This is a genomic window from Martinezella miluonensis (genome assembly GCF_900094545.1).
Taxonomy (GTDB): domain Bacteria; phylum Pseudomonadota; class Alphaproteobacteria; order Rhizobiales; family Rhizobiaceae; genus Rhizobium; species Rhizobium miluonense.
Window position 1 is genome coordinate 1 of record NZ_FMAH01000020.1, and the last position, 21,735, is coordinate 21,735.

Annotated in this window: 21 protein-coding genes; 7 read left to right on the top strand and 14 right to left on the bottom strand. The window is 61.0% G+C overall.

Annotation, left to right across the window (positions count from 1 at the left end; translation table 11 throughout):
• Positions 1–421: 421 nt before the first annotated feature.
• Positions 422–1,159, top strand: a complete 738-nt coding sequence (locus GA0061102_RS16855; protein ID WP_092851108.1) for a 16S rRNA (uracil(1498)-N(3))-methyltransferase — start codon at positions 422–424, stop codon at positions 1,157–1,159.
• A 4-nt stretch (positions 1,160–1,163) separates the two neighbouring features.
• On the opposite strand, the gene GA0061102_RS16860 is transcribed toward GA0061102_RS16855, so the two are convergent.
• Positions 1,164–1,778: a LysE family translocator gene (locus GA0061102_RS16860; RefSeq protein ID WP_092851112.1), complete on the bottom strand. Its 615-nt coding sequence runs from the start codon at positions 1,776–1,778 to the stop codon at positions 1,164–1,166.
• Between the two features lie 242 nt (positions 1,779–2,020).
• On the opposite strand from GA0061102_RS16860, the gene GA0061102_RS16865 reads away from it, so the two are divergent.
• Both GA0061102_RS16865 and GA0061102_RS16870 read left to right on the top strand, forming a co-directional pair.
• Entirely contained in the window at positions 2,021–3,394 is a 1,374-nt protein-coding gene (locus tag GA0061102_RS16865) for a glutamate--cysteine ligase (RefSeq protein ID WP_092851117.1), read from the top strand.
• A gap of 137 nt (positions 3,395–3,531) precedes the next feature.
• A complete protein-coding gene (locus GA0061102_RS16870) occupies positions 3,532–4,407 on the top strand; it encodes a DUF937 domain-containing protein (protein WP_092851121.1) in 876 nt (291 codons plus the stop codon).
• Positions 4,408–4,467: 60 nt separating this feature from the next.
• On the opposite strand, the gene GA0061102_RS16875 is transcribed toward GA0061102_RS16870, so the two are convergent.
• Positions 4,468–5,529 carry an alkene reductase gene (locus GA0061102_RS16875; protein ID WP_092851358.1) on the bottom strand — a complete coding sequence of 354 codons (1,062 nt, stop codon included), beginning with the start codon at positions 5,527–5,529 and terminating at the stop codon, positions 4,468–4,470.
• Positions 5,530–5,630: 101 nt separating this feature from the next.
• On the opposite strand from GA0061102_RS16875, the gene GA0061102_RS16880 reads away from it, so the two are divergent.
• Positions 5,631–6,506 (top strand): LysR family transcriptional regulator, encoded by an 876-nt coding sequence (locus GA0061102_RS16880; RefSeq protein ID WP_092851123.1) that lies wholly within the window; start codon positions 5,631–5,633, stop codon positions 6,504–6,506.
• Positions 6,507–6,712: 206 nt separating this feature from the next.
• On the top strand, positions 6,713–7,591 hold the full coding sequence (locus GA0061102_RS16885) for an aldo/keto reductase family oxidoreductase (RefSeq protein WP_092851128.1): 879 nt from the start codon (positions 6,713–6,715) through the stop codon (positions 7,589–7,591).
• Positions 7,592–7,593: 2 nt separating this feature from the next.
• On the opposite strand, the gene GA0061102_RS16890 is transcribed toward GA0061102_RS16885, so the two are convergent.
• From GA0061102_RS16890 to GA0061102_RS16900, 3 genes are all read right to left on the bottom strand, one after another.
• On the bottom strand, positions 7,594–9,204 hold the full coding sequence (locus GA0061102_RS16890; RefSeq protein WP_092851133.1) for an ABC-F family ATP-binding cassette domain-containing protein: 1,611 nt from the start codon (positions 9,202–9,204) through the stop codon (positions 7,594–7,596).
• 134 nt (positions 9,205–9,338) lie between these two features.
• Positions 9,339–9,917 (bottom strand): dienelactone hydrolase family protein, encoded by a 579-nt coding sequence (locus GA0061102_RS16895; RefSeq protein WP_092851138.1) that lies wholly within the window; start codon positions 9,915–9,917, stop codon positions 9,339–9,341.
• Positions 9,918–10,126: 209 nt separating this feature from the next.
• On the bottom strand, positions 10,127–10,420 hold the full coding sequence (locus GA0061102_RS16900) for a DUF1127 domain-containing protein (protein ID WP_092851144.1): 294 nt from the start codon (positions 10,418–10,420) through the stop codon (positions 10,127–10,129).
• A gap of 200 nt (positions 10,421–10,620) precedes the next feature.
• Here GA0061102_RS16900 and GA0061102_RS16905 point away from each other — a divergent pair, with 200 nt between their 5' ends.
• Positions 10,621–11,574: a LysR substrate-binding domain-containing protein gene (locus GA0061102_RS16905; protein WP_092851146.1), complete on the top strand. Its 954-nt coding sequence runs from the start codon at positions 10,621–10,623 to the stop codon at positions 11,572–11,574.
• A gap of 36 nt (positions 11,575–11,610) precedes the next feature.
• Here GA0061102_RS16905 and GA0061102_RS16910 read toward each other — a convergent pair whose 3' ends face one another.
• The 6 genes from GA0061102_RS16910 to GA0061102_RS16935 all read right to left on the bottom strand — a co-directional run bounded on the left by GA0061102_RS16910 (position 11,611) and on the right by GA0061102_RS16935 (position 17,074).
• Positions 11,611–12,243: a TetR/AcrR family transcriptional regulator gene (locus GA0061102_RS16910; protein WP_092851148.1), complete on the bottom strand. Its 633-nt coding sequence runs from the start codon at positions 12,241–12,243 to the stop codon at positions 11,611–11,613.
• A gap of 209 nt (positions 12,244–12,452) precedes the next feature.
• The gene (locus tag GA0061102_RS16915; RefSeq protein ID WP_092851150.1) at positions 12,453–13,334 is read right to left on the bottom strand and encodes a dienelactone hydrolase family protein; all 882 of its coding nucleotides are present in this window, start codon (positions 13,332–13,334) and stop codon (positions 12,453–12,455) included.
• A 144-nt stretch (positions 13,335–13,478) separates the two neighbouring features.
• The gene (locus GA0061102_RS16920) at positions 13,479–13,901 is read right to left on the bottom strand and encodes an MAPEG family protein (RefSeq protein WP_092851152.1); all 423 of its coding nucleotides are present in this window, start codon (positions 13,899–13,901) and stop codon (positions 13,479–13,481) included.
• A 42-nt stretch (positions 13,902–13,943) separates the two neighbouring features.
• Entirely contained in the window at positions 13,944–14,534 is a 591-nt protein-coding gene (locus tag GA0061102_RS16925; protein WP_092851154.1) for a hypothetical protein, read from the bottom strand.
• A gap of 3 nt (positions 14,535–14,537) precedes the next feature.
• Positions 14,538–16,022 carry an IMP dehydrogenase gene (guaB, locus tag GA0061102_RS16930; protein ID WP_092851156.1) on the bottom strand — a complete coding sequence of 495 codons (1,485 nt, stop codon included), beginning with the start codon at positions 16,020–16,022 and terminating at the stop codon, positions 14,538–14,540.
• A 179-nt stretch (positions 16,023–16,201) separates the two neighbouring features.
• Positions 16,202–17,074, bottom strand: coding sequence for an MBL fold metallo-hydrolase (locus GA0061102_RS16935; RefSeq protein ID WP_092851158.1), 873 nt, complete (start codon positions 17,072–17,074; stop codon positions 16,202–16,204).
• A gap of 342 nt (positions 17,075–17,416) precedes the next feature.
• On the opposite strand from GA0061102_RS16935, the gene GA0061102_RS16940 reads away from it, so the two are divergent.
• Positions 17,417–18,847, top strand: coding sequence for an MFS transporter (locus tag GA0061102_RS16940; protein WP_092851160.1), 1,431 nt, complete (start codon positions 17,417–17,419; stop codon positions 18,845–18,847).
• Positions 18,848–18,881: 34 nt separating this feature from the next.
• On the opposite strand, the gene GA0061102_RS16945 is transcribed toward GA0061102_RS16940, so the two are convergent.
• The 3 genes from GA0061102_RS16945 to GA0061102_RS16955 all read right to left on the bottom strand — a co-directional run bounded on the left by GA0061102_RS16945 (position 18,882) and on the right by GA0061102_RS16955 (position 21,615).
• Positions 18,882–19,265, bottom strand: coding sequence for a VOC family protein (locus tag GA0061102_RS16945; RefSeq protein ID WP_092851162.1), 384 nt, complete (start codon positions 19,263–19,265; stop codon positions 18,882–18,884).
• 65 nt (positions 19,266–19,330) lie between these two features.
• Entirely contained in the window at positions 19,331–20,050 is a 720-nt protein-coding gene (locus GA0061102_RS16950) for an RlmE family RNA methyltransferase (RefSeq protein ID WP_092851164.1), read from the bottom strand.
• Positions 20,047–21,615, bottom strand: coding sequence for a Ppx/GppA phosphatase family protein (locus GA0061102_RS16955; protein ID WP_092851168.1), 1,569 nt, complete (start codon positions 21,613–21,615; stop codon positions 20,047–20,049). Before GA0061102_RS16955 ends, GA0061102_RS16950 begins: the two co-directional genes overlap by 4 nt.
• Positions 21,616–21,735: the final 120 nt, after the last annotated feature.

Consider the following 21,735-nt stretch of genomic DNA (forward strand, 5'->3'; position numbering starts at 1 on the left):
CTTCGAGATGGGACCGACTTCATTCCTCGCAAGGCAGCGCCAGCCATGGCCGCTTGAGTAGGAAGAAAGCATAGACAGACTTCGGGGGCACTGCCATCAGCCCTCTGAGCAAGGTCCCTTCGCCGGGACGATGGATGGGTTAGGCCGCAACCGCTCACGCAGCACTCAAATGACTGCGCATCTTTAGATTGGCCAGCCGGTCCTCAGCAGACCCCATACAGCAGCGGCCCCAGCGTCGACTGCGGACAGAAGCAAGCACTCGGCGAGGGATTAAGCTCAAAAGGGATTGACTCAATGCCCGTTACAGAAGAGCAGTTCAGCTTTTCACGGCATCTTTGAACCGCTCAATCTTTTTGTTTTACGCAATTTCGAACGGAAAACCGCTGCGCACTTTTCCGGAAATTGCTTTAGGGGGTAATCCATGCGCGCCAATTTCCGCATGCAGCGGCTGTTCGTGACGTCAGACATCAAGGCAGGCTCCGCCATCGAAGCCGACCAGGATCAGTTCAACTATCTCGCCAATGTGCTGCGCATGGAAGGCGGCGACGAACTGCTTGTATTCAACGGCCGCGACGGCGAATGGAAGGTCAGCGTCTCCTTCCCCTCTCGCAAGCGCATCCTGTTGACGCCGGTCGAGGAAACGCGCCCGCAACCGGCACCCTCCGACCTGCACTATCTCTTCGCGCCGCTGAAAGTGGGGCGCCTCGATTATCTCGTGCAGAAAGCCGTGGAGATGGGTGCAGGCCTGCTGCAGCCGGTCACGACACAGCATGTGCAGGGCAAGATCACCAATCTGGACAAGGTCAAAGCTAATGTCATCGAGGCTGCCGAGCAATGCGGCATCCTTGGCATTCCCGACGTGGCCGAGCCCGTGAAGCTTGCCGACCTGCTCGCCGGCTGGCCGCGCGAGCGGCGCATCATCTACTGCGACGAAGGCGATGCCGGCCAGAATCCGCTACCGCTGCTGGCGCAGGTGAAGGAGAAGCATCTGGCGCTGCTGGTCGGCCCCGAAGGCGGCTTTTCCGAAGAGGAGCGCGCCCTATTGCGCAGCCTCGATTTCGTCACCGCCATTCCGCTCGGACCGCGCATCCTGCGCGCCGACACGGCAGCCGTTGCCGCCATGGCGGTGATCCAGGCCGCGATCGGCGACTGGAACTAAGTCTTCACTCCAAGACTGCAACGATGGTCGCAACGATCAGCAGGATCGCCAGCGAGATATTGACGATCCGCGAAACCCTCGGATTTTGCAGGAAGCGTGAGAGCGAAGCGCCGACAAGAAGCCATACCATGTGAATGGCGACGATCATTGCCGTGAGCAATACGATCTTGACCGTGGCATCGAGCAGTCTCTGGCCCTGAAACAGGCTGACACCGGCAAAGACGGCGGCAATCGCGAGATAGGCCTTGGGATTAGCTACTGCGAGCAGGAAGCCGCCTGAAAAAGCCGGCGCTGCCACCTGATCATCACGGCGCGACAGCGGCGGTGCGGTGGCGATCTTGAAGGCGAGATAGAGGATATAGACGGCCGAAACCACCGTCAGCACGACGGCGCCGTGTGGGACGGACAAAAGGATCGCAACGACGCCGGCTGCTACGGCCAGCAAGACCGCCACGGTGCCTGCGATAAGGCCGGAGACATAACCGAGCGACCGCCGGAAGCCATAGGCCGCGCCCATCGCTGTCGCGCTGATCGTCGAGGGGCCAGGGCTGCCCATGATCACCAGTGAGGCCACAAGCAGCGTCAGTATGGGATAGTAAAGGCCGTCTGAACCGTTCATCGATATGCTCCGCTTGACGTCAGTCGAAGCGAATTATCCGTGCCAATAGCGAGATGTCTTGAACGCTTGTGCAAATATGCCGGTGGCTGTCACGACCGTGATGCACTTGCGAGACATAAAATCCTATTTTTTTGAACGACCCTTGAAAGAAATTCACTTGCACCGTACCTCAATCCGCGTCAATCACCCTCCAATTGACCTGCGACTGGCGCGGGTTATCCTCCGAGATCTAAGGTAATACCATGGCGCGCGACACTACCGACCAGACTCCGCTCTCCTCGGTCTCGGAAATGACGGCCTATCTGGCCGCGGGCAACAAGCCGAAGGAGAAATTCCGCATCGGCACGGAACACGAGAAATTCGTATTCTTCCGCGCCGACAACAGCCCCGTGCCCTATTTCGGCGATGCCAGCATTTCTGCGCTCCTCAAGGGGCTGCAGGCAAAGAGCGGCTGGGAGCCGATCATGGATGGCGAGAACATCATCGGGCTCGGCGAACCCACCGGAATGGGCGCGATCTCGATCGAGCCGGGCGGCCAGTTCGAACTGTCGGGCGCGCCGCTCGAAACTATCCACGAGACCTGCAAGGAATCGAACAACCATCTGGCGGCAGTGCGCGAGATCGCAGAGCCGATGGGCATTCGCTTCCTCGGCGTCGGCGGCAGCCCGAAATGGACCTTGGCGGAAACGCCGCGTATGCCGAAATCGCGCTACGACATCATGACCCGCTACATGCCGAAGGTCGGCACCAAGGGTCTCGACATGATGTATCGCACCTGCACGATCCAGGTGAATCTCGATTTCTCGTCGGAAGCGGACATGCGCCGCAAGATGCGCGTGTCGATGAAGCTGCAGTCGCTGGCAACCGCACTCTTCGCCTCCTCGCCTTTCACCGAAGGCAAGCCGAACGGGCTTTCCTCCTGGCGCGGCGAAATCTGGAAGGACACCGACAATCGCCGCGGCGGCCTGCTCGATTTTACCTTCCGCGACGATTTCGGCTTTGAGGACTATGTGAAGTGGGCGCTCGACGTTCCCATGTACTTCGTCGTCCGCGACGGCCGCTATCACGACTGCACCCATGTCACCTTCCGCCAGTTCATGGACGGCGCGCTGAAGGGCGAGATTACTGACTGGGAGCCGACGATGGGCGACTGGACGAACCATCTCTCCACGCTGTTCCCCGATGTGCGCCTCAAGCGCTTCCTCGAAATGCGCGGCGCAGACGGCGGCCCCTGGCGCCGCATCTGTGCGCTGCCTGCCTTCTGGGTCGGCCTGCTCTACGACGACGAGGCGCTCACGGCTGCCGACGAGTTGACCAAGGACTGGAGCTTCGACGAGGTCAACGCGCTTCGCGACGTCGTGCCGGTAGAGGGTCTGAACGCTGTGATCAAGGGCCACAGCCTCATGGATGTGGCGCGCGAAGTGGTCGGCATTTCCCGCCTCGGCCTGAAGAACCGCGGCCGTTTGAATGGTGACGGGCTGGACGAAACCGTCTTCCTTGCGCCGCTCGACGAAGTGCTTGCCAAGAAGGGCACGCTCGCCGACGATCTGCTGATGCTCTACAACGGCCGCTGGAACCAATCGGTCGAGCCGATCTTCGAAGAATATCAATACTGATAATCAGCTTGCATGCCTTCATCGCCTGGATAGCATGAGGGCAGAAACCGGTATGCGCCCTCTTTTTTCCCGCTATACTATCGGAATCAAGCGCCGCCTGATTCCGAAGCGGCCTCATTGTGGGGAAAGGGACTTCGATGCTGCCACTCTTCGACATGATGATGCAGGCACAGAACGGCGCCGCCACGGAGGCCATGGCCAAGCAGTTCAACCTTGCGCAGGAGCAGGCGACCAAGGCGATGGCTGCATTAATGCCGGCTTTCTCTACCGGCTTCAAGCGCAGTGCCACCGACCCCTATAATTTCATGGGCGTGATGCAGGACATTACGTCAGGCAGCTACGCCAAGTATTTCGAGGACATGAGCAAGGCCTTCACACCTGAAGGTATCTCCGACGGCAACACTGTGCTGGCGCGGCTGTTCGGTTCCAAGGATGTTTCCCGCGCGATCGCGGCACAAGCCGCACAGATGACCGGCATCGGCCAGGAAGTCTACAAGCGCATGTTGCCCGCCATGGCCGATACGCTGATGGGCGGCCTGTTCAAGGAGACCAGCGGCCAGATCCCGCCGATGGCCAACCCCTTTCTAAACACGGCCATGGGCGAGATGATGCAGGGCTGGCTGCAGACCATCGGTTTTGCGCCGAAGCAGAAGCCGACACCGCAGGCGAGCATCTTCGACAATCCCTTCACGCAGGCGATGGAACTGATGTTCGGCGCCGATAGTGTCAAACACGAGAAGGCTGCGGCGACCAATCCGTTCCTCGACAATCCCTTTGCCAAGGCTTTCCAGGACATGATGAAGAACTTCCCGATGGCCGCCGAGCCGCCGAAGGAAGAACCGAAGCCAAAACCTGCCGCCGGCGTCGACATGGCCGCCTATACCGAGATGTTCAACGCCATGTTCGACAGCGGCCTCGAAGTGCAGAAGAGCTATCAGAAGAACATGGAATCGATCTTCGACAGCTACATGCAAGGCAGCAGCCCGGCCAAGACGCCCGAAAGCAAGTCTTAGCCGCGCTGCCTGTTTGTGCCTGGGATGCGGCTGCAGATGCGCTGGCGACTGCGCGTACCGCTATCCTGCAAGCGTTGGATAGTCGATGTAGCCTTCGGCTCCCGGCGCATAGAAGGTTGAACGATCCGGTTCATTTAAAGGCGCGTTACGGCGGAAGCGCTCCACCAAATCCGGATTGGCGAGAAACGCGCTGCCGAAAACCACAGCATCGGCTTTGCCTTCCTGCAAGAGTTCCTCAGCGCTCGCCCGAGTGAGCCCGCCGCCGATAATATATGATCCGGCGAAACGCGGGCGCAGCAGCTCACGATAATTCACCGCTGCCCCGAACAGGGCGACATGGAGATAGGCCATGTCCGAGGCCTGAAGATGCTCGACCAAATAAGAGTAGGTCTCCTGCGGATTGGCGTCGGATATATCGTTAAAATTCATTTCCGGCGAAATTTTCAGACCGACCCGACCGACCCCGGCCTCATCGATCATCGCTGCCAGGACTTCGAGCATGAAACGGGCGCGGTTGGCGACAGAGCCGCCATACTCATCCGTGCGCTGGTTGCTGCCTGATGAGAGGAATTGCTCCGGAAGATAGCCCGAGGCGCCATGGAGTTCGACACCGTCGAAGCCGACGGCAAGCGCGTGGCGTGTTGCGACGCGATAATTTCTGACAGTCTCCTTGATCTCGGCGAGCGAAAGCTCGTGGGGCGTGACAAAATCCTTTTGACCCTCATTTGTCCAGGTCTGCCCGTTCGGACGGATGGCCGAAGGAGCGACCGGCAGTTCGCCGCCCGGCAGCAATAGGGGATGGGAGATTCTGCCCGTATGCATCAGCTGCAGGAAAATCCGCCCACCCGCAGCGTGAACGGCATCGACCACGGCTTTCCACGCCTTGAGTTGCGGTTCCGTCTGGATACCCGGTGTGCGCACATAGCCCTTACCGCCAGATGTCGGGAAGACACCTTCGGTGACGATAAGACCCGCACTGGCGCGTTGCGCGTAGTAGGTGGCGACCAGATCTCCCGGCACGGCATCATCATCATCGGCGCGGGAACGGGTCATCGGAGCCATGACAAGGCGGTTGGCAATCTCGATGCGGCCGAGGCGAGTGGATGTGAAAATCTTGCTCATGGAACGTCCTTTCTGTCTGTTCGAACAAGACATGGGACTTTTCCTTGATGGCATAAACGGGCTATTGTGGAAATGATTATTCCAACAATGGCGCAATCTTTATGGAATACCTGAATGACATGGCGCTCTTCGTTGAGGTGGCGAAAGCCCGGAGCTTCCGCCGTGCAGCGGAGACCCTTGGCATGCCGAATTCCACGCTTTCCCGCAGGATCAGCCTCCTTGAGAAGTCGATCGGGTTGCGTCTTCTGCATCGCACGACGCGCCGGATCGAGCTTACCGAAGCAGGGCAGCTCTACTACGAACGCAGCAAGCGCATCGTCGAAGAGGCGAGAATAGCCCATGAACAGCTGGGGGAGATGGTTGCGCAGCCAAGTGGCGTGCTCAGGGTTTCCCTACCGGTCGACTTCGCGACAACATATCTGGCGCCGATGCTGCCGGAGTTTGCCGCACTTTACCCCGGCATGGACTTTGATTTCGACTTGACACCCCGTAATGTCGATCTCGTTGCCGAGCCTTTCGATCTGGCGATCCGCATGGCAGCCCCTCAAACGTCAAACCTGATCGCACGGGTCATCGCCCGGCTTACGCCTCGGCTATATGCCGCTCCCGGCTATCTTCAACAAAAAGGCGAACCGCACCATCCGTCCGAGCTGAAGCAGCACCAATGTCTGACGATGCAGAATATCGGCAGCTGGATCCTCCATCGCGAAGCGGAAAGCGTTGAGACCACGGTGGGAAGCCGCTTTCGCGGCAATAGCGTCGCCATGATCCGGCGGCTCGCGGTATTGGAGATGGGCATTAGCGCCCTTCCGGAGAGAGTCGTCATGGAAGAGCTGGCAAGCGGACAACTGCGGCGCATCTTGCCGGAATGGCAGTTGGCTCCCACTTCGGTCTATGCAGTGACGGAAACACGCCTGCTTCCCGCCAAGACACAACGCTTTATCGAGTTCCTGCGAGAACGGCTTCGCGAAGAATAAACGCATGCGTCATCCCGCTGTCAGCGTGGTATATGAGCCGGCCGCATGGACAAGCTCGCCGGCGCGATATCACGATGGCAGGCAGAAGTATCGCGTCATGGCTGAGGTTCATTGTTCGCCATATCGTACGGCCCGTGCACATTGCACCCAGTTATCTTACACTAAAACACAGCCTATTTCTGCTTTCAGCTTGAAAGGAGACAGCCATGTCCAGCATCGATCAATCCGGTAATTTTGCCCTCGGTGACCTCAAGGTCAAACGGCTTGGCTACGGCGCCATGCAGCTCGCAGGTCCTGGCGTGTTCGGCCCGCCGAAGGATCATGAGACGGCGCTTGCGGTTTTGCGCGAAGCCATCGCCTCCGGCGTCAACCATATCGACACCAGCGATTTCTACGGTCCGCATGTGACCAACCGGCTGATCCGGGAGGCGCTCCATCCCTATCGCGACGATCTCGTCATCGTCACCAAGATCGGCGCGCGGCGCGGTGCGGACGCCTCCTGGCTGCCGGCTTTCTCGCCTGACGAGCTGAAGCAGGCGGTGCATGACAATCTGCGCAATCTGGGACTGGATGTGCTCGACGTCGTCAACCTCCGCGTCATGCTCAACCCGCATCACCCGAGCGAAGGCTCCATCGAGGCGCCGCTGACAGTCCTTGCGGATCTCCAGCAGCAGGGCCTCGTGCGCCATATCGGGCTCAGTAACGTCACGCGCAGCCAAATCGCCGAAGGCCGCACGATCACGAATATCGTCTGCGTGCAGAATCTCTACAATCTGGCGCAACGTTCGGACGACGCGCTGATCGAAGAATTAGGCCGCGATGGCATCGCCTATGTGCCCTTCTTCCCGCTCGGCGGCTTCACGCCGCTGCAATCCTCGGCGCTCTCCGATGTGGCCGCGCGCCTGAACGCGACGCCGATGCAGGTGGCGCTTGCCTGGCTGCTGCGTCGCGCGCCGAATATCCTGCTCATTCCGGGCACCTCGTCACTTGCCCACCTGCAGCAGAATATCGCGGCCGCCGGGCTGACATTGCCTGATGATGCGATCACTGAGCTCGACCGCATCGCTGGCGCCGGCCACGCCTGACGTTACCGGTTATCCGGCAAGACCGAGACGGCTCGCGCAGGCAGCTCGAGCCGTCTCTCTATGCCAATATTCTCGAGAAACACTTCGTCATGGCTGACGACCAGAAGCGCTCCGTCATAGGCGCGCAATCCGGCTTCGACTGCGGCGATGGAATCGATGTCCAGATGATTGGTCGGCTCGTCGAGGATCAATAGCGAGGGTGGCACCAAGCCGCCGAGCACACAGGCAAGCCCCGCGCGCAGAAGCTGCCCGCCGCTGAGACTCGAAACAATCTGCAGCGCGGCATCGGCCCGGAACATGAACCGCGCCAAGGCGGCGCGGCAGACATTCTCGTCTGCGTCCGGATTGATCCTGCGGAAATTGTTGCGAATCGAAAGCGCTGGATCGAGGAAACTAACCCTCTGGTCCAGGAGAGCCGACGAGACGACCCGCACACTCCCGCTCCAGGGTTCCAGCGCGCCTGATATCAGCGCCAGAAGCGTCGTCTTGCCCGACCCGTTCGGCCCGGTGATCGCGACGCGTTCCGGCCCCGTCATGACGAAATCGAGACTGCGGAAGATCGGCCGCTCGGGATCATAGCCGGCGGTGATGCCTTCCAGCCTGAGCACGACCCGATTCGCCGGCAGGCCGGATGTCGGAACCTTGACCGTCAAGGGCTGTAGGATCTCGATCTTTTCGCGGGCGGCCGAGGCATCCTGCAGGGCTTGGCCGCGCCGCCGCTCGGCAAGCCGCGTGTTCTCGCCGCCCGTCATTTCGGCTCGCTCTTTCATCCCGCCAAGCAGGATACGCGGTATGCCGCCCTTGGCCGCCATTTTCCGGCCAGCCTTGTCCCGCCTTGCCTGGCGCTCGACGGCCGCCTGGGCGCTTCTTTCCACCTCGGCGATGCGCTTTTCCGCCTCGGCGAAATCGTGTTCGGCGGCGGAAAGCTCCAGCGCCTTGCGTTCGCGATACTGGCTCCAGTTGCCGCCGTAACGCGATGCGCCGAGCGACGTCAGCTCGACGATCGCATCCATGGTATCGAGCAGCTCCCGGTCATGGCTGATGACGATGGCGCCTGCCCTCCAACCCGAGAGGAGATCGATCACTGCGCCGCGGCCGTCACGGTCCAGGTTGTTGGTGGGTTCGTCGAGAATCAGGAAATCGGGATCGTCGACGATGAGCGCAGCAAGGCCGCAGCGGGTGCGCTGCCCGCCGGATAGAGTCACAAGACGCGTTTCCGCCGTAACGTCGAGCCCGACACGGTCAAGTGCCGCGGCGATACGCTGCTCGAGCGTCCAGTCGGCCGAGGCGAGCTCTTCATTCGTCGCCTCCCCCGCCTCCGCACGCTTCAGCACCGCCAGTGCTTCGCTCGCTCCGAAAAGATCGGCAACGGTTTCTTCGGCCTGCACCTGCACGCTCTGGCGCAGGATTCCCAATCTGCCGTTGAAGGAGATGCTGCCGGATTGCGGTTGCAATTCCCCGGAGACGAGTTTGATCAGCGTCGTCTTGCCGACGCCATTGCGGCCCACAAGGCCGGTGCGCTCGGCGCCGAAGCTTAGATCGAGATTGGAAAGAAGCGGCCGACCCTCAGGCGTGGACCACGAAAGATTGGATAGAACGATGGATATAGGCATGAGCAAGAATTTCCCCGATGGCAAGGCTGAACGGCATTGCGGTCGAGGTGGAATCCATTGCTGCACACATCCTGTTGGTATCAACGATGCCTATAAGCTAAGCGACAAGTTGCGCCGTTTCAAGTCAGGATCGTTCAAGTCTGGGCGTCGATCGCATCAAGGAAGCTGATGACGCGCTTCCAGGTGAGGTCGGCTGCCTTGGCATCATAATCGGGCAGACTGGCATCGGTATAGAGATGGCCGCCGCCCGGATATCTGAAGATCTCCGCAGCGGTCCCGGACCGTGCGGCCACCTGCCGCCAGGCGGCAACGTCTTCCTCCGGCTCGAACGGGTCCGGGTCGGCTAGATGTAGCTGCATAGGCAGACCCTTGCGGGCATTGTCGGCAATCGCGGCAATGCCATGCAGGAAAAGGATACCGGCGGTGTTCTGTCGCTTCGGCCAGAGACTTGCCGCGACAGCGGCGCCCATCGAGAAGCCGGCAAGGACCGTCGAGGCGGGCAGGCCCGCCAGCGCCCATTCCGCGCGTTCGCAGATCGTCGGCCAGCCGATCTCATCCTTGAACTCGAAGCCCTCTTCGATCGATCGGGCAATCAGCCCGTCATAGAGATCCGGTGCGAAGGCTCGGTGCCCTGCCGCCTGCACGCGCTCTACCGCCTCATGCTCGAGCGAACGCAAACCATAGACCGAGTGGAAAAAGATCACCGTTGCCATCGCAGCTTTCCTGTTGTTTCGATCGGGCCTGCTGTTTCGATCAGGCTGTAAGATAAGGCAATTGCCGCAGGAGGCAACTTAACCGCGCACGACCTGCTGCGAAACAGCATCTCCAGAAAGAAAAAACCCGGTGCTGGCCCTTGGGCCGAACACCGGGAAAGAAGCAGGGCTTATTGGCTATCACCCTGCGGGGAAACGAGTGTCCGCTTTCAGCTGCGCATGCTGCCGAAAGCGGAGGATCGCGCGCAGCGGCGCGCGGACTGGGTCAAATGGCCGGACGGATCCTCGAAGAAGGTCGAGGTGGTCAACGCGGTGTTGAGGTCCTGACGGGTCAAGCCGATGTCTCTCAACTGACTGTCATCAAGCTCGTTCAGGTAGTCAATCTCGCGGCGATTGCGGAGCGCGCGCCAGACGGAAGCCGCTTTGCCGAAAGCAACCGTCATACGAGCCGTCAGAGACAGCGATGGCGTTACAAGGCCAAGGGTCTGATCTGTCGTGCGCATTTCCGTAGTCCTTTCCTTGAGGCACGCGCCAGCCAAGCCCCTTCCCAGGGACCGGAGAAGGGGCGCAGGCCGGGAGGAGTTCGACAGGAGTATCTGTTCGATTGGTATGCTGAATTGCATTCAGAAGATGCCAAAGCCCTATTGATCAGTCCAACGAATGTTTCTAATGATAACTATCAAACTCCTTTATAGGTGAACCCATGTCCGCGCCGCTTGATATCGATCAGTTGCAGACCTTCATCGCAATCGTGGATTCCGGCAGCTTCACCAAGGCAGCCGACCGGGTGTTCAAGACGCAATCGGCCGTTTCCATGCAGATGCGCCGGCTGGAAGAGCGCGTCGGCAAGCAGCTTTTCATCAAGGATGGCCGCGGCAACCGCCTGACGGCCGAAGGCGACAAGCTGCTGAACTACGCCCGCCGCATCATTCGCCTGAACAACGAGGCCATCGCCGCCTTCGACGACAACCGCCTCGAGGGCACGCTGCGCATCGGCACGCCGGACGATTATGCCGACCGCTACATGCCCGAAATCATCGGCCGCTTTGCCAAGACGCATCCGAATGTCGAGCTTTACATCGTCTGCGAGCCCTCGGTCGATCTGGCCGAACGCATGCATCGCGGCGAACTCGATATCGCGCTCGTCACCCATAATCCACGCGAGCGGATGTCTGACGTGGTGCGTACGGAACCGCTCTGCTGGGTCGGCTCAGCCAACCATCCGCTGCGGGACGATGCGCCCATTCCGCTTGCCGTCGGGCGGCGCGACTGCCAGTGGCGCCAGCTTGCCTGCTCGGCGCTCGATGCCGGCGGCCGCGACTATCAGATTCTGTTCACAAGCTGGTCCTGCACAGTCGTCGCAGCAGCCGTGCTTGCCGGCATGGCTGTTTCGGTCATGCCGGAATCGGCGCTGCGCACCGGCATGAAGGTGCTGACGCAGGCCGACGGCTTCCCGCCCCTGCCGCCAGTGCAGATTGGCATCATGAAGCGGCCCGGACTTTCGGTGTCGCTGATGAACGCCATCACCGCACATATCTCTGCCTGCCTGGACAACATCACGCCGGCTGTTGTGGATGATGATCTCGATGGCGATGTGAAGACCTACGCACGCATCTATCCGCGGCAGCGCGCCGGACAGATTTTGCCGGGCTGGTGAGCCGACGGCCCACCAACCGATCTTCTTCGGCCGCCGTTACGATGTCGGCTCGGCCAGCAGGGTGACGCGGATCACCTGTTTCCATTCGTTCAACGCGCGCAATGCCATGTCGTCGTCGCTCATGATGGCAAAGCGGATCGACGCGCCGATCAGATGGCTGAAGAGTTGGGTGCGCGCCTTCAGGTCGACCCGGCTTTCGGCCGGCAGGAAAGGCCGGATGCTCTCCTGGAATATACCGGCGACGCGATTGCTGTGCAGTATGTTGAGCTGCAGGATATCCCTATCGATATCCGTGCCAAGCCATACGCCGAGATAGGCGGGATCGTTGCGGAACTCGCGATAGTACCAGTCGATCATACCGCAGACGAGTTCGATGGCATGATCGCAAGACTTGACGCCGGCGAAAGCCTCCTCGACTTTCTGTTGAATTAAATTGGCATGACGGTCGAGCAGCGCCCGGACGATCGCTGCCTTGTCCGGAAAATACTGGTAGACGGAACCGATCGGGATAGCGGCAACCACAGCCAGTTCCGTCATCTTCATGGCACTGACCCCCTTCTCGGCGATCAGCGAGGCCGCCGCAGACAGGATGGCATCGACACGTTGAATACTCCGCTCCTGCTGTGGCTTCTTTCGGAACGTGATGCGGTCGGGGTTATTCGAATTCATTCTTTACCCGTTTCATTGTCATACTGAACGACGCTTAGGCGCGGCAGACGCTATGGCATCCGACGCGTTCAATGCGCGTAAACGGGAAAAGTCCAATTTTAATCATTACTTAGGAGCCATGCTCAGGCTCCGCAGCTGCGGCCGAAATATGGTTTCGACCCGGTAATCAGCCTGTGGACGCTAGGCCGGTATCGACGATTCGTATCGTTCTAGGACAGGTACTTTTTCAGGAATTCAACCGTCCTGCCCCACGCCAGATCAGCCGCCTTCTTGTCGTAGCGGGCAGCCGACGTGTCGTTGTTGAAGGCATGATTGACGCCATCGTAGATGAATATCTCGAAAGTCTTGCCGCCTGCCTGCAACTCCTTGCGATAGGCATCGATGCCGGCATTGATGCGATCGTCCAGGCCGGCATAGTGCAGCAGCAAGGCAGCCTTGATCTTGGGCACATCGCTTGCCGGCGGTTGCGTGCCGTAATAGGCGACGCCCGCCTTCAGCTCCGGCGAGATCGTCGCAAAACGGTTGACGACGCCACCACCCCAGCAGAAGCCGATCGCACCGACCTTGCCGTTAGCCCCGTCTAGCTTGGCGAGGTAAGTCAGGCTCGCTTCGGCATTGGCTGCTGTCAGCGCCGGGTCGAGATTGGTGAACAGGTCGCGCGCCTTGTCCTCATCCTCAGGCGTGCCGCCAAGCGGGGAAAGGAAATCCGGCGCCAGCGCCACGAAGCCCTCCAGCGCCATACGACGGGCAATATCGCGAATATGCGGATTGAGGCCACGATTTTCATGGATGACAATGACGCCGCCGAGCTTGCCGGCTGTGTCTTTCGGCCGAACGAGATAGCCCTTCATCTCGCCCTTGCTGCCGGCAAACGTGACATCCTTCGCCTCCAGCCTCTTGTCGTCAGCGGTAATGACCTCGGCGCTTGCCTTGCTGGCGGCGAGCAGCGGCGCGATGGCGGCGGCCGCGCCGGCGGACCCTGCAAGCTTGGTCAGCTTTTCCATGAAACCACGACGATCGAGCGTCAGATGCGTGTATTCATCATAGGCGTTGATCATCGCCTGCGTCACGATGGGCTTTTCCGTGCTCATGGTCCTGCTTTCCCTGTTGCTCCGCGCGGCAGGCGCAAACAGCCAGCCATCCGCTGACAAGATAGGTCAGCGAGCGACGACGTAACGGTAAAAGAAGAACACAAAGACGTGACCGCCGGTTGCGCCCGCGATCACGCAGTGGCGTCAGGAGAAGGCGAGCCAGACGCCCAGCCAGATCCACATGCCGACCAGCGCGACAAAGCCAAGAGCGAAGAGCGGGCTGCGATAGCGCAGATCATTGCTGGTCACATGCACGAAAGCATGTGCGTAGCGCGCGACGACGAAGATCCAGGCAAGGATCACCGAAGGCAGGTTATCCGCCTGGGTGGTATAGAGCAGGATGCAGCAAGTGTGGAAGAGCAAGGGAAGCTCGAACTGATTGGCGAGGCTGTTTCGTACCACCAGGCTTTCAGCCGGCTCGTTTGCGGCGTGGTTCTCGCGAAATTGCGTGGGTTGAATTCGGCCTGCTTTAGTCAGAACGCGGCGGCGCCATCCGAGGAGCGCGTAGAGGATGAAGACCAGCACCGCATGCGCCACCATGGGCCAGAACATTTCATAGCCTGTCACGTCGCCAACTCCTTTGGAATGCCACATTGCCGATAGGGTCAATCAGGACGGCCGCGAGCCGTCTGGCGAGAGGTAGCGAAAAATGGCAAACCGAGCCAGTAGAATAACGGTGACCACCAGCGTCAGGAATTTCAGCCTGACAACGATCGGCAACAGGCTCGCCAGCAGCGACACCATGGCATCGGAGGGCGTTGCCGGCGGGTAAAGCATCAGGCCGGCGATATTCTCGGCATAATCGACAATCGTATAGAAGATCGGCAGGCAAAAAATAACTGCAGTCGCGCCGGGCGGGATCGGCCGGCCGAAGAAAAAGCCGCCAGGACCGATCAGGCGCATCAGGCAAAACAGCAACCCGCCCAACACCAATGGGAAGATCAGCTCCGGCCCGAGATACATGGAATGCAGGATCGCAGCCGGATCGGGGTGATCCTTGAGGTAGTGCAGCATGCCGATGACGTCGTCGCGCTCATAGCCGCCGATGCGCGCATCGAGCATCTGCTGGCCGGCTGCAGCATCGCTGAATGCTCTGACGAAGCCGGCATGGATCCAGGCAAACAGAGCCAGGGAAAGAGCCGCGAGGATCGCCGCCAGGCCCTGCAAGGACCTGGCGTTGCCCTGAGCGCGATCCGCCATCGATCAGCCGCCTGCGCCCGGATAGTTCGGGCTTTCGCGGGTAATCGTGACGTCGTGGGCATGGCTTTCGCGCAGGCCTGCGCCGGAGATGCGCACGAAGGTCGCACGCTCCTGGAAATCCTTGAGATCGGCGCCGCCGACATAGCCCATGGCAGCCTTGAGGCCGCCTGCGAGCTGATGCAGCACACCAGCAACAGGGCCCTTGTAGGGAACCTGGCCTTCAATGCCTTCCGGAACGAGCTTCAGCGTGTCGCGGACTTCAGCCTGGAAATAGCGATCGGCCGAGCCGCGGGCCATGGCGCCGACGGAGCCCATACCGCGATAGGCCTTGAAGGAGCGTCCCTGATACAGATAGACCTCGCCCGGGCTTTCGTCCGTGCCGGCCAGCAGCGAGCCGATCATGGCGGCGGATGCGCCGGCGGCGATCGCCTTTGCCAGATCGCCGGAGAACTTGATGCCGCCATCGGCGATAACAGGGATGTTCTGGTCCTGCGCAGCCTGCACAGCCGACATGATGGCGGCAAGCTGCGGCACGCCGACGCCGGCGACGATACGCGTCGTGCAGATGGAGCCGGGGCCGATACCGACCTTGACTGCATCAGCACCGGCATCGATCAGCGCCCGCGTGCCATCATAGGTGGCGACGTTGCCGGCCATGATGCGGACCGAATTGGAAAGCTTCTTGACGCGGGCGACGGCATCGAGAACGCGCTGCGAGTGACCGTGGGCGGTATCGACGACCAGAAGGTCGACGCCTGCCTCGATCAGGCGTTCGGCGCGCTCGAAGCCATCATCACCGACGCTAATGGCGGCGGCGGCACGCAGGCGGCCCTGCGCATCCTTCGAGGCATTCGGGTTGAGCTGCGACTTCTCGATATCCTTGACCGTGATCAAGCCGACGAGGCGGCCGTCACCGTCGACGACGAGCAGCTTTTCGATGCGATGCGTGTGCAGCAGGCGCTTGGCTTCCTGCTGCTGCACGCCGTCCTTGACCGTCACGAGATTCTCGCGGGTCATCAGTTCATAGATCTTCTGCGAAGGGTCAGAAGCGAAACGCACGTCGCGGTTGGTGAGGATGCCGACGAGGCGATGCGACTTTTCAACGACCGGGATGCCGGAAATGCTGTGCGCTTTCATCAGAGCGAGTGCTTCGGCAAGCGTTGCGTCCGGGCCGATGGTGACCGGATTGACGACCATGCCGCTTTCGAACTTCTTGACCTGGCGGACCTCTTCGGCCTGCTGCACCGGCGTCAGATTGCGGTGGATAACGCCCATGCCGCCGGCCTGGGCCATGGCGATCGCAAGGCGGCTTTCCGTCACTGTGTCCATGGCGGCGGAGAGGATCGGCAGGTTGAGCTCGATGTCCTGGGCGATGCGGGTGGCGATATTCGTCTGCCCGGGCATGACCTCGGAGTGTCCCGGCTGCAGGAGTACGTCGTCGAATGTCAGCGCATCCAACCCTGTTGACGTTTCAATAATGCGTGCCATGGCCAATTCCTTCGTCTGTGAAAAGCAGGATGGCTCCGGAACGAATCGTCTACCGGGCGATCTTGCAAGTGTTGCTTGGAAGTTGGCGAGGGCTGGTAACACGTCTATGACAGGAAGGGAATAGCAAAAAGCGCTGGGCAGATATGCCGGGCGCTCAAGCTCTACCAAGCCTTCCGTCTTCAGATTTCAAACTGATAGGTTTTCGGAATGTAGCGGAAGCCTTCCGGTTGTTTTTCGACGAAGCCGACGGCGGGGAAAGGCATATGGAAGCCGAGGAAGGGGATGCGGTCGGCGGCGATCATGTCGAAGATGCGCCGGCGGGTCTTTGCGGCCTGGGCCTTATCCGCATCGAAGCGGACTTCCCAATCCGGGCGGCCGAGCGAGAGAATATAGTGATTGGCGGTGTCGCCGGTCATGACAAGCTGCTTGCCGTCGGATTCGAGATGAAAAACGAGATGGCCGGGCGTGTGGCCAGGCGCCAGCATGGCCGTCATGCCACTGACGATCTGGCCGCCGTCCTTCAGGAAGGTCATCTTTTCGGCGAAGGGCGCGACATTGGCGAGAACGGTCTTGTGACCGCCGTCTGCCGGCGTTCCCTCGCGTGCCTTGTCGGTCCAGAACCCATATTCGATCTCACCGGTGACATAGCGGGCGTTCGGAAAGGCCGGAGCGCCCTCCTCCATCAATCCGCCAATGTGATCGCCGTGCAGATGCGTGAGAGCAACGACGGTGACCTGTTCCGGCGTGTAGCCGGCAGCCTTCAGCCCCTCGCGAAAACGGCCGAGACCGCGAGCGCGACCAGTCGCGCCAAAGCCGGTGTCGACGACGATCAGGTCGGAGCCGGTGTCGATGATGGCTGGGGCATAGCTATTCACCAGCTTTTCCGTCGGCAGGAAATTCTGCTCCAACAGCTTGCGCACGGTATCGGGCGCCTGGTTCGAGCCGAAGATTTCCCAAGGGCTATCCATGATGCTGGCACCGTCCTTGATGACTGTGATGATGCAGGATCCCAGTTTGAACCGATGCATGTCCGGGGGCGGAACAGCAGTCATATGTTACTCCTTATGCTTGTCTCAGCGTAAGCCGCGCCTATCGTCGCCACGGTGAAAACGGTCCGGAAAGTGATCTTGGCTGGCCGGCGATTTGGCCATGACAACCTTTTCCGAATCCGCTAATACACCGGACGACGTTTTATGCGATTAGCATTTCCATGCTCTTAGCATATGTCAAATCTTGCTTTCGGCGCCATATGGCAGCGGACATCACGAAGACGTGATCCTCAAGCAGTCATGGTGCAAAATCCGGGATTGGCAGCAGCCCCGCATAGGACTACAGAGCGGCGACCGCCCATGGCGGCCGCCTTCCCGAAGACAGACCCATCAAGGCAGATGCCTATGAATCGCATCGTTCCATTGATCCTCGCAGTCGCTCTCTTCATGGAACAGATGGATTCCACCGTTATCGCGACAGCGCTGCCGGCCATTGCCAACGATCTCCATGTCGGCCCGATCACCCTCAAGCTGGCGCTGACCTCCTACATGGTGTCGCTCGCCGTCTTCATCCCGATCAGCGGCTGGATGGCGGATCGCTTCGGCGCGAAGAACATCTTCCGCATCGCCATCTGCGTCTTCGTCATCGGCTCCATCATGTGCGCCTTTTCCGGCGGCCTGTTCGAATTCGTCTTCGCCCGCTTCCTGCAGGGTGTCGGCGGCTCGATGATGACGCCGGTCGGGCGGTTGGTGCTGGTGCGCACCACCCAAAAGAGCGATCTGGTTTCGGCCATGGCGCTGCTCTCCATTCCGGCCCTTGTCGGCCCGCTCGCCGGCCCGCCGCTTGGCGGCTTCATCACCACCTACGCCTCTTGGCACTGGATCTTTCTCATCAACGTTCCCGTCGGCGTTCTCGGCGTCATCCTGTCGACGATCTACCTGCCCGATGTGGAAGCGACCATGCCGCCGAAGCTCGATGTGACAGGCTTCCTGCTGACGTCTTTCGCTGCATCCGGCGTCGTCTTCGGCATGTCCGTGATTAGCCTGCCTGCCCTGCCACCGATCGTCGGCACCTCGACCGTCGTCATCGGTTTCGTCTGCGGCTTCCTCTATATCGGCCATGCGCGCCGTCACCCGGCACCGATCCTCGACCTGTCGCTGATGAGGAACGCCACCTTCCGCGCCTCGGTGACCGGCGGCACGCTCTTTCGCATCTGCATCGGCGCCATGCCTTTCCTGACGCCGCTGATGCTGCAGCTCGGTTTCGGCCTCAATCCGTTCCAGTCCGGCCTTATCACCTTTGCGGGCGCGATCGGTGCGATCACCACCAAGTTCATCGCTCGCCGGGTTTTCACCGCCGTCGGCTTCAAGACGGCGCTGCTATCGGCGGCGGCCATCACGACAATCACCACGATCTGCACCGGCTTCTTCCAGCCCTGGACGGCGCATATCATCATCGTCGCCATATTGCTGATCGGCGGCTTCTCGCGCTCGTTCTTCTTCACCGGCATCAATGCTCTTGCCTTCGCCGACATCAACGACAAGCAGGCAAGCCAGGCGACGTCGATGAGCTCCGTCATGCAGCAGATCAGCCTCGCGCTCGGCGTGGCCGTCGCTGCCATGATCCTGGAAACCTCGACCTTCTTCAGCGGCACGGAACTGCAGGTCCGCGATTTCCACATCGCCTTCTTCTGCATCTCGGTGCTGACCGTGCTCGCAACCATCCCCTTCATCCGGATGGATCGCAACGCCGGCGCCATGGTCTCCGGCCACAAGGCCGGCCTCAAGCGCGTCGCCGCCCTGGAGCCGCAGGTGGAGCAGCGGGTTGCAAAATGATGCCGTCTCGGTTGCGCTCCGGCGCAACCGGAACCTATTCCGGCCTTTCGCAGACGGCGCTCAGCTTGTTGCCGTCAGGATCGCGGACATAGGCAGCGTAGAAATTGGCATGGAAGGAGCGCAGGCCCGGCTTGCCCTCATCGATGCCGCCATGGGCAAGAGCCGCGGCATAGAAGGCATCGACATCAGCACGGCTTTCGGCATGCAGGGCGACCATGGAGCCATTGCCGACAGTGGCCGCCCTTTGATTGTAGGGCCTGACCACCCAGAACCGGCAACGGCTGTCGCCATCGGCGGCGTAGCCGATTTCCTCATCCGATTCGCGCTGACGCCGGTAGCCGAGCACGGGCAAAACGGCGTCGTAAAAGTCTTGCGAGCGGGAGATGTCGTTGGAACCGAGCGTTATGTAGAGAAGCATGATTGAGTCTTGATTGTCCGTGATGCCTTGGGAACCGGCATCATCGAACGAAAAAGACCGTCAGATCAAGCCTCTGCTATTTCCTCATCTGCCTTGCGCCCCTTAAAGCCCTTCGCCAGCAGGAACATTTCGACCGACTCGGCTCGGGATGCCCCCGGCTTCACATGGATGACCTGCCGGAAATTCTGCTTGAGGAAGGTCAAGAGATCGCGCTCCGTGCCGCCCTGGAAGGTCTTGGCAAGGAAATGACCGCCCTCCGCCAACACTTCGACGGCGAAATGGGCGGCGACTTCGCAAAGATGCATGGTCCGCAGGTGATCGGTGCGGTGATGGCCCGTCGTCGGCGCCGCCATATCGGAAATGACGATATCCGGCGTGCCGCCGACCGCATCGATCAGCCGTTGCGGCGCTTCCGGATCAAGGAAATCGAGCTGCAGGATCGTTACGCCGGGGATAGGCGCCATTTCCAGGAAGTCGATGGCCGCGACGCGGATATCCTCTTCTGTCGAGTCGGTCACCTTGGCGGCGATCTGCGACCAGCTGCCCGGTGCGGCACCCAGGTCGATGATGCGGCGCGCGCCCTTCAGGATCTGATGCTTCTCGTCGATCTCCAGCAGCTTGAAAGCGGCGCGCGCGCGATAGCCTTCGAGCTGGGCGCGCTGCACATAGGGATCGTTAATATGCCGTTGCAGCCATTGCCGCGAGGAGGCCTTGAGCTTCTTTTTCTTGACGCGCTGGCCGAGCTTGCGGCCCGTGCGGTTGCCGGCGATGGTTGGCTTGGTCACGTCTGCGGCCCCTTCGTATCCCTCGGTCGATGGCCCCGGCGCGAGCGGCCCCGCCGCCAGACACCGTCGTCCGCCATCATGTCAGTCAGCAGTCCCTCGCGCAGGCCGCGATCGGCGACACGCATGCGCGGGCTCGGCCAGCGGCGGCGGATCGCCTCCAGAATAGCGCATCCCGCCAGAACCAGATCGGCGCGATCCGGCCCGATGCAGGGATTGGCGGCGCGGCCGGCAAAATCCCAGGACAGCAGCTTGGCCTGCATCGCGCTCACCTCGTCGTCCGACAGCCAGACGCCATCGACCCTGCGCCGATCGTAGCGCGGCAGATCGAGATGGACGCCGGCAAGCGTCGTCACCGTGCCAGATGTGCCGATGAGATGGAAGTCGGCACTGTCGCGCGCGGCCCCCTGCACCGGCGGGCAATCGAAACGTTCGAGCATACGCTCGACCTCGCACACCATCGTCTCAAACAGCTCCGGCGTCACATCGCGTCCGCCGTGCCGTTCCGAGAGCGTCACGACGCCGACGGGAAGCGAGGTCCAATGGGTGATATGGTTGGCAAGCCGGCTGGAGCGATTCTCGCCGATGCGGATGACGGCGATCTCGGAAGAGCCGCCACCGATATCGAACAGCACGACGGAGCGTGCCTCCGGTCCAACCAGAGAAGAGCAGCCGGAAACAGCAAGGCGAGCCTCAGTCTCGCGGTCGATGATCTCCAACTGCAGTCCGGTCTCGGCGGTGACGCGCTCGAGGAAGGCCTCGCCGTTGTCGGCCGCGCGGCAAGCTTCGGTCGCGATCAGCCGCATGCGGCGGATTTCCCGCGTCTTCAGCTTGGCAGCACAGATACGCAGGGCCTCGACAGCCCGATCCATGGCATCGCTTGAAAGGCGGCCACTGGCGCCAAGCCCCTCGCCGAGGCGCACGATGCGGGAAAAGGCATCGACAACCCGGAACTGCCCGGGACGGGTCGGCTGCGCGATCAGCAGGCGGCAATTGTTGGTGCCGAGATCGAGGGCGGCATAGAGGTCGAGCGGACGGGAATCAGCATCGGCATGATGCTGGCCTTCACGACGCGGCTGCGATTGCCTGATCTGGCGGTGATCGTCGTGAGCCGGAGCCTGCGCGTTCGCAGCCGAGCTTGTGGGAGCGACGAATTGCGCGGTTTTTTCATGCGCCAGCGGCCGGCCCTGCAGGCCGCGCTTGCTGCGATGCTTGCGCCTATTTTTGCCGCTCTTGTTCGATGACCGATGGCCATGATCCGCCGTTGCGCGATGCTCGGCCGTTGATGAAGGGTGCTGTGTCTGGGGGGAAGATTGCGCATCAACTTGTGCTCCACCGCGGGAACGGCGTCGGCGCTTACGCTTTTTGGCCGGAGAACCGGCCTCGTCTTCCACTGGGCGCACCGCCACCTGGCTGGACTTGCCTGCCTGATTGGCCTCCGCAGAATGAGCGTTCGGGCGACCATGGCCGCGCTTACGCTTCGCGCGCCGGGAGGATTTACCCTTCCTGCGCTCCACTGCCGACGCCCCGTCTGCCTGCGGCGCTGAGCCGCTGTCGGGGTCACTCACGTATCTTTTCCACCGCGCCGCGCAAGGCCCGGAGGCATGCTGCTGGCACTCGTTTGATTTTCGTTGGGCAAAGAATACCAGCAGGATGGGTTTTCGCCAAATTCTTTTTGAATCACGCCA

Coding starts and splice junctions, on each gene's coding strand:
- GA0061102_RS16855 (WP_092851108.1), top strand. CDS start 422: ATGCGCGCCAATTTCCGCATGCAGCGGCTGTTCGTGACGTCAGACATC.
- GA0061102_RS16860 (WP_092851112.1), bottom strand. CDS start 1,778: ATGAACGGTTCAGACGGCCTTTACTATCCCATACTGACGCTGCTTGTG.
- GA0061102_RS16865 (WP_092851117.1), top strand. CDS start 2,021: ATGGCGCGCGACACTACCGACCAGACTCCGCTCTCCTCGGTCTCGGAA.
- GA0061102_RS16870 (WP_092851121.1), top strand. CDS start 3,532: ATGCTGCCACTCTTCGACATGATGATGCAGGCACAGAACGGCGCCGCC.
- GA0061102_RS16875 (WP_092851358.1), bottom strand. CDS start 5,529: ATGAGCAAGATTTTCACATCCACTCGCCTCGGCCGCATCGAGATTGCC.
- GA0061102_RS16880 (WP_092851123.1), top strand. CDS start 5,631: ATGGAATACCTGAATGACATGGCGCTCTTCGTTGAGGTGGCGAAAGCC.
- GA0061102_RS16885 (WP_092851128.1), top strand. CDS start 6,713: ATGTCCAGCATCGATCAATCCGGTAATTTTGCCCTCGGTGACCTCAAG.
- GA0061102_RS16890 (WP_092851133.1), bottom strand. CDS start 9,204: ATGCCTATATCCATCGTTCTATCCAATCTTTCGTGGTCCACGCCTGAG.
- GA0061102_RS16895 (WP_092851138.1), bottom strand. CDS start 9,917: ATGGCAACGGTGATCTTTTTCCACTCGGTCTATGGTTTGCGTTCGCTC.
- GA0061102_RS16900 (WP_092851144.1), bottom strand. CDS start 10,420: ATGCGCACGACAGATCAGACCCTTGGCCTTGTAACGCCATCGCTGTCT.
- GA0061102_RS16905 (WP_092851146.1), top strand. CDS start 10,621: ATGTCCGCGCCGCTTGATATCGATCAGTTGCAGACCTTCATCGCAATC.
- GA0061102_RS16910 (WP_092851148.1), bottom strand. CDS start 12,243: ATGAATTCGAATAACCCCGACCGCATCACGTTCCGAAAGAAGCCACAG.
- GA0061102_RS16915 (WP_092851150.1), bottom strand. CDS start 13,334: ATGAGCACGGAAAAGCCCATCGTGACGCAGGCGATGATCAACGCCTAT.
- GA0061102_RS16925 (WP_092851154.1), bottom strand. CDS start 14,534: ATGGCGGATCGCGCTCAGGGCAACGCCAGGTCCTTGCAGGGCCTGGCG.
- guaB (WP_092851156.1), bottom strand. CDS start 16,022: ATGGCACGCATTATTGAAACGTCAACAGGGTTGGATGCGCTGACATTC.
- GA0061102_RS16935 (WP_092851158.1), bottom strand. CDS start 17,074: ATGACTGCTGTTCCGCCCCCGGACATGCATCGGTTCAAACTGGGATCC.
- GA0061102_RS16940 (WP_092851160.1), top strand. CDS start 17,417: ATGAATCGCATCGTTCCATTGATCCTCGCAGTCGCTCTCTTCATGGAA.
- GA0061102_RS16945 (WP_092851162.1), bottom strand. CDS start 19,265: ATGCTTCTCTACATAACGCTCGGTTCCAACGACATCTCCCGCTCGCAA.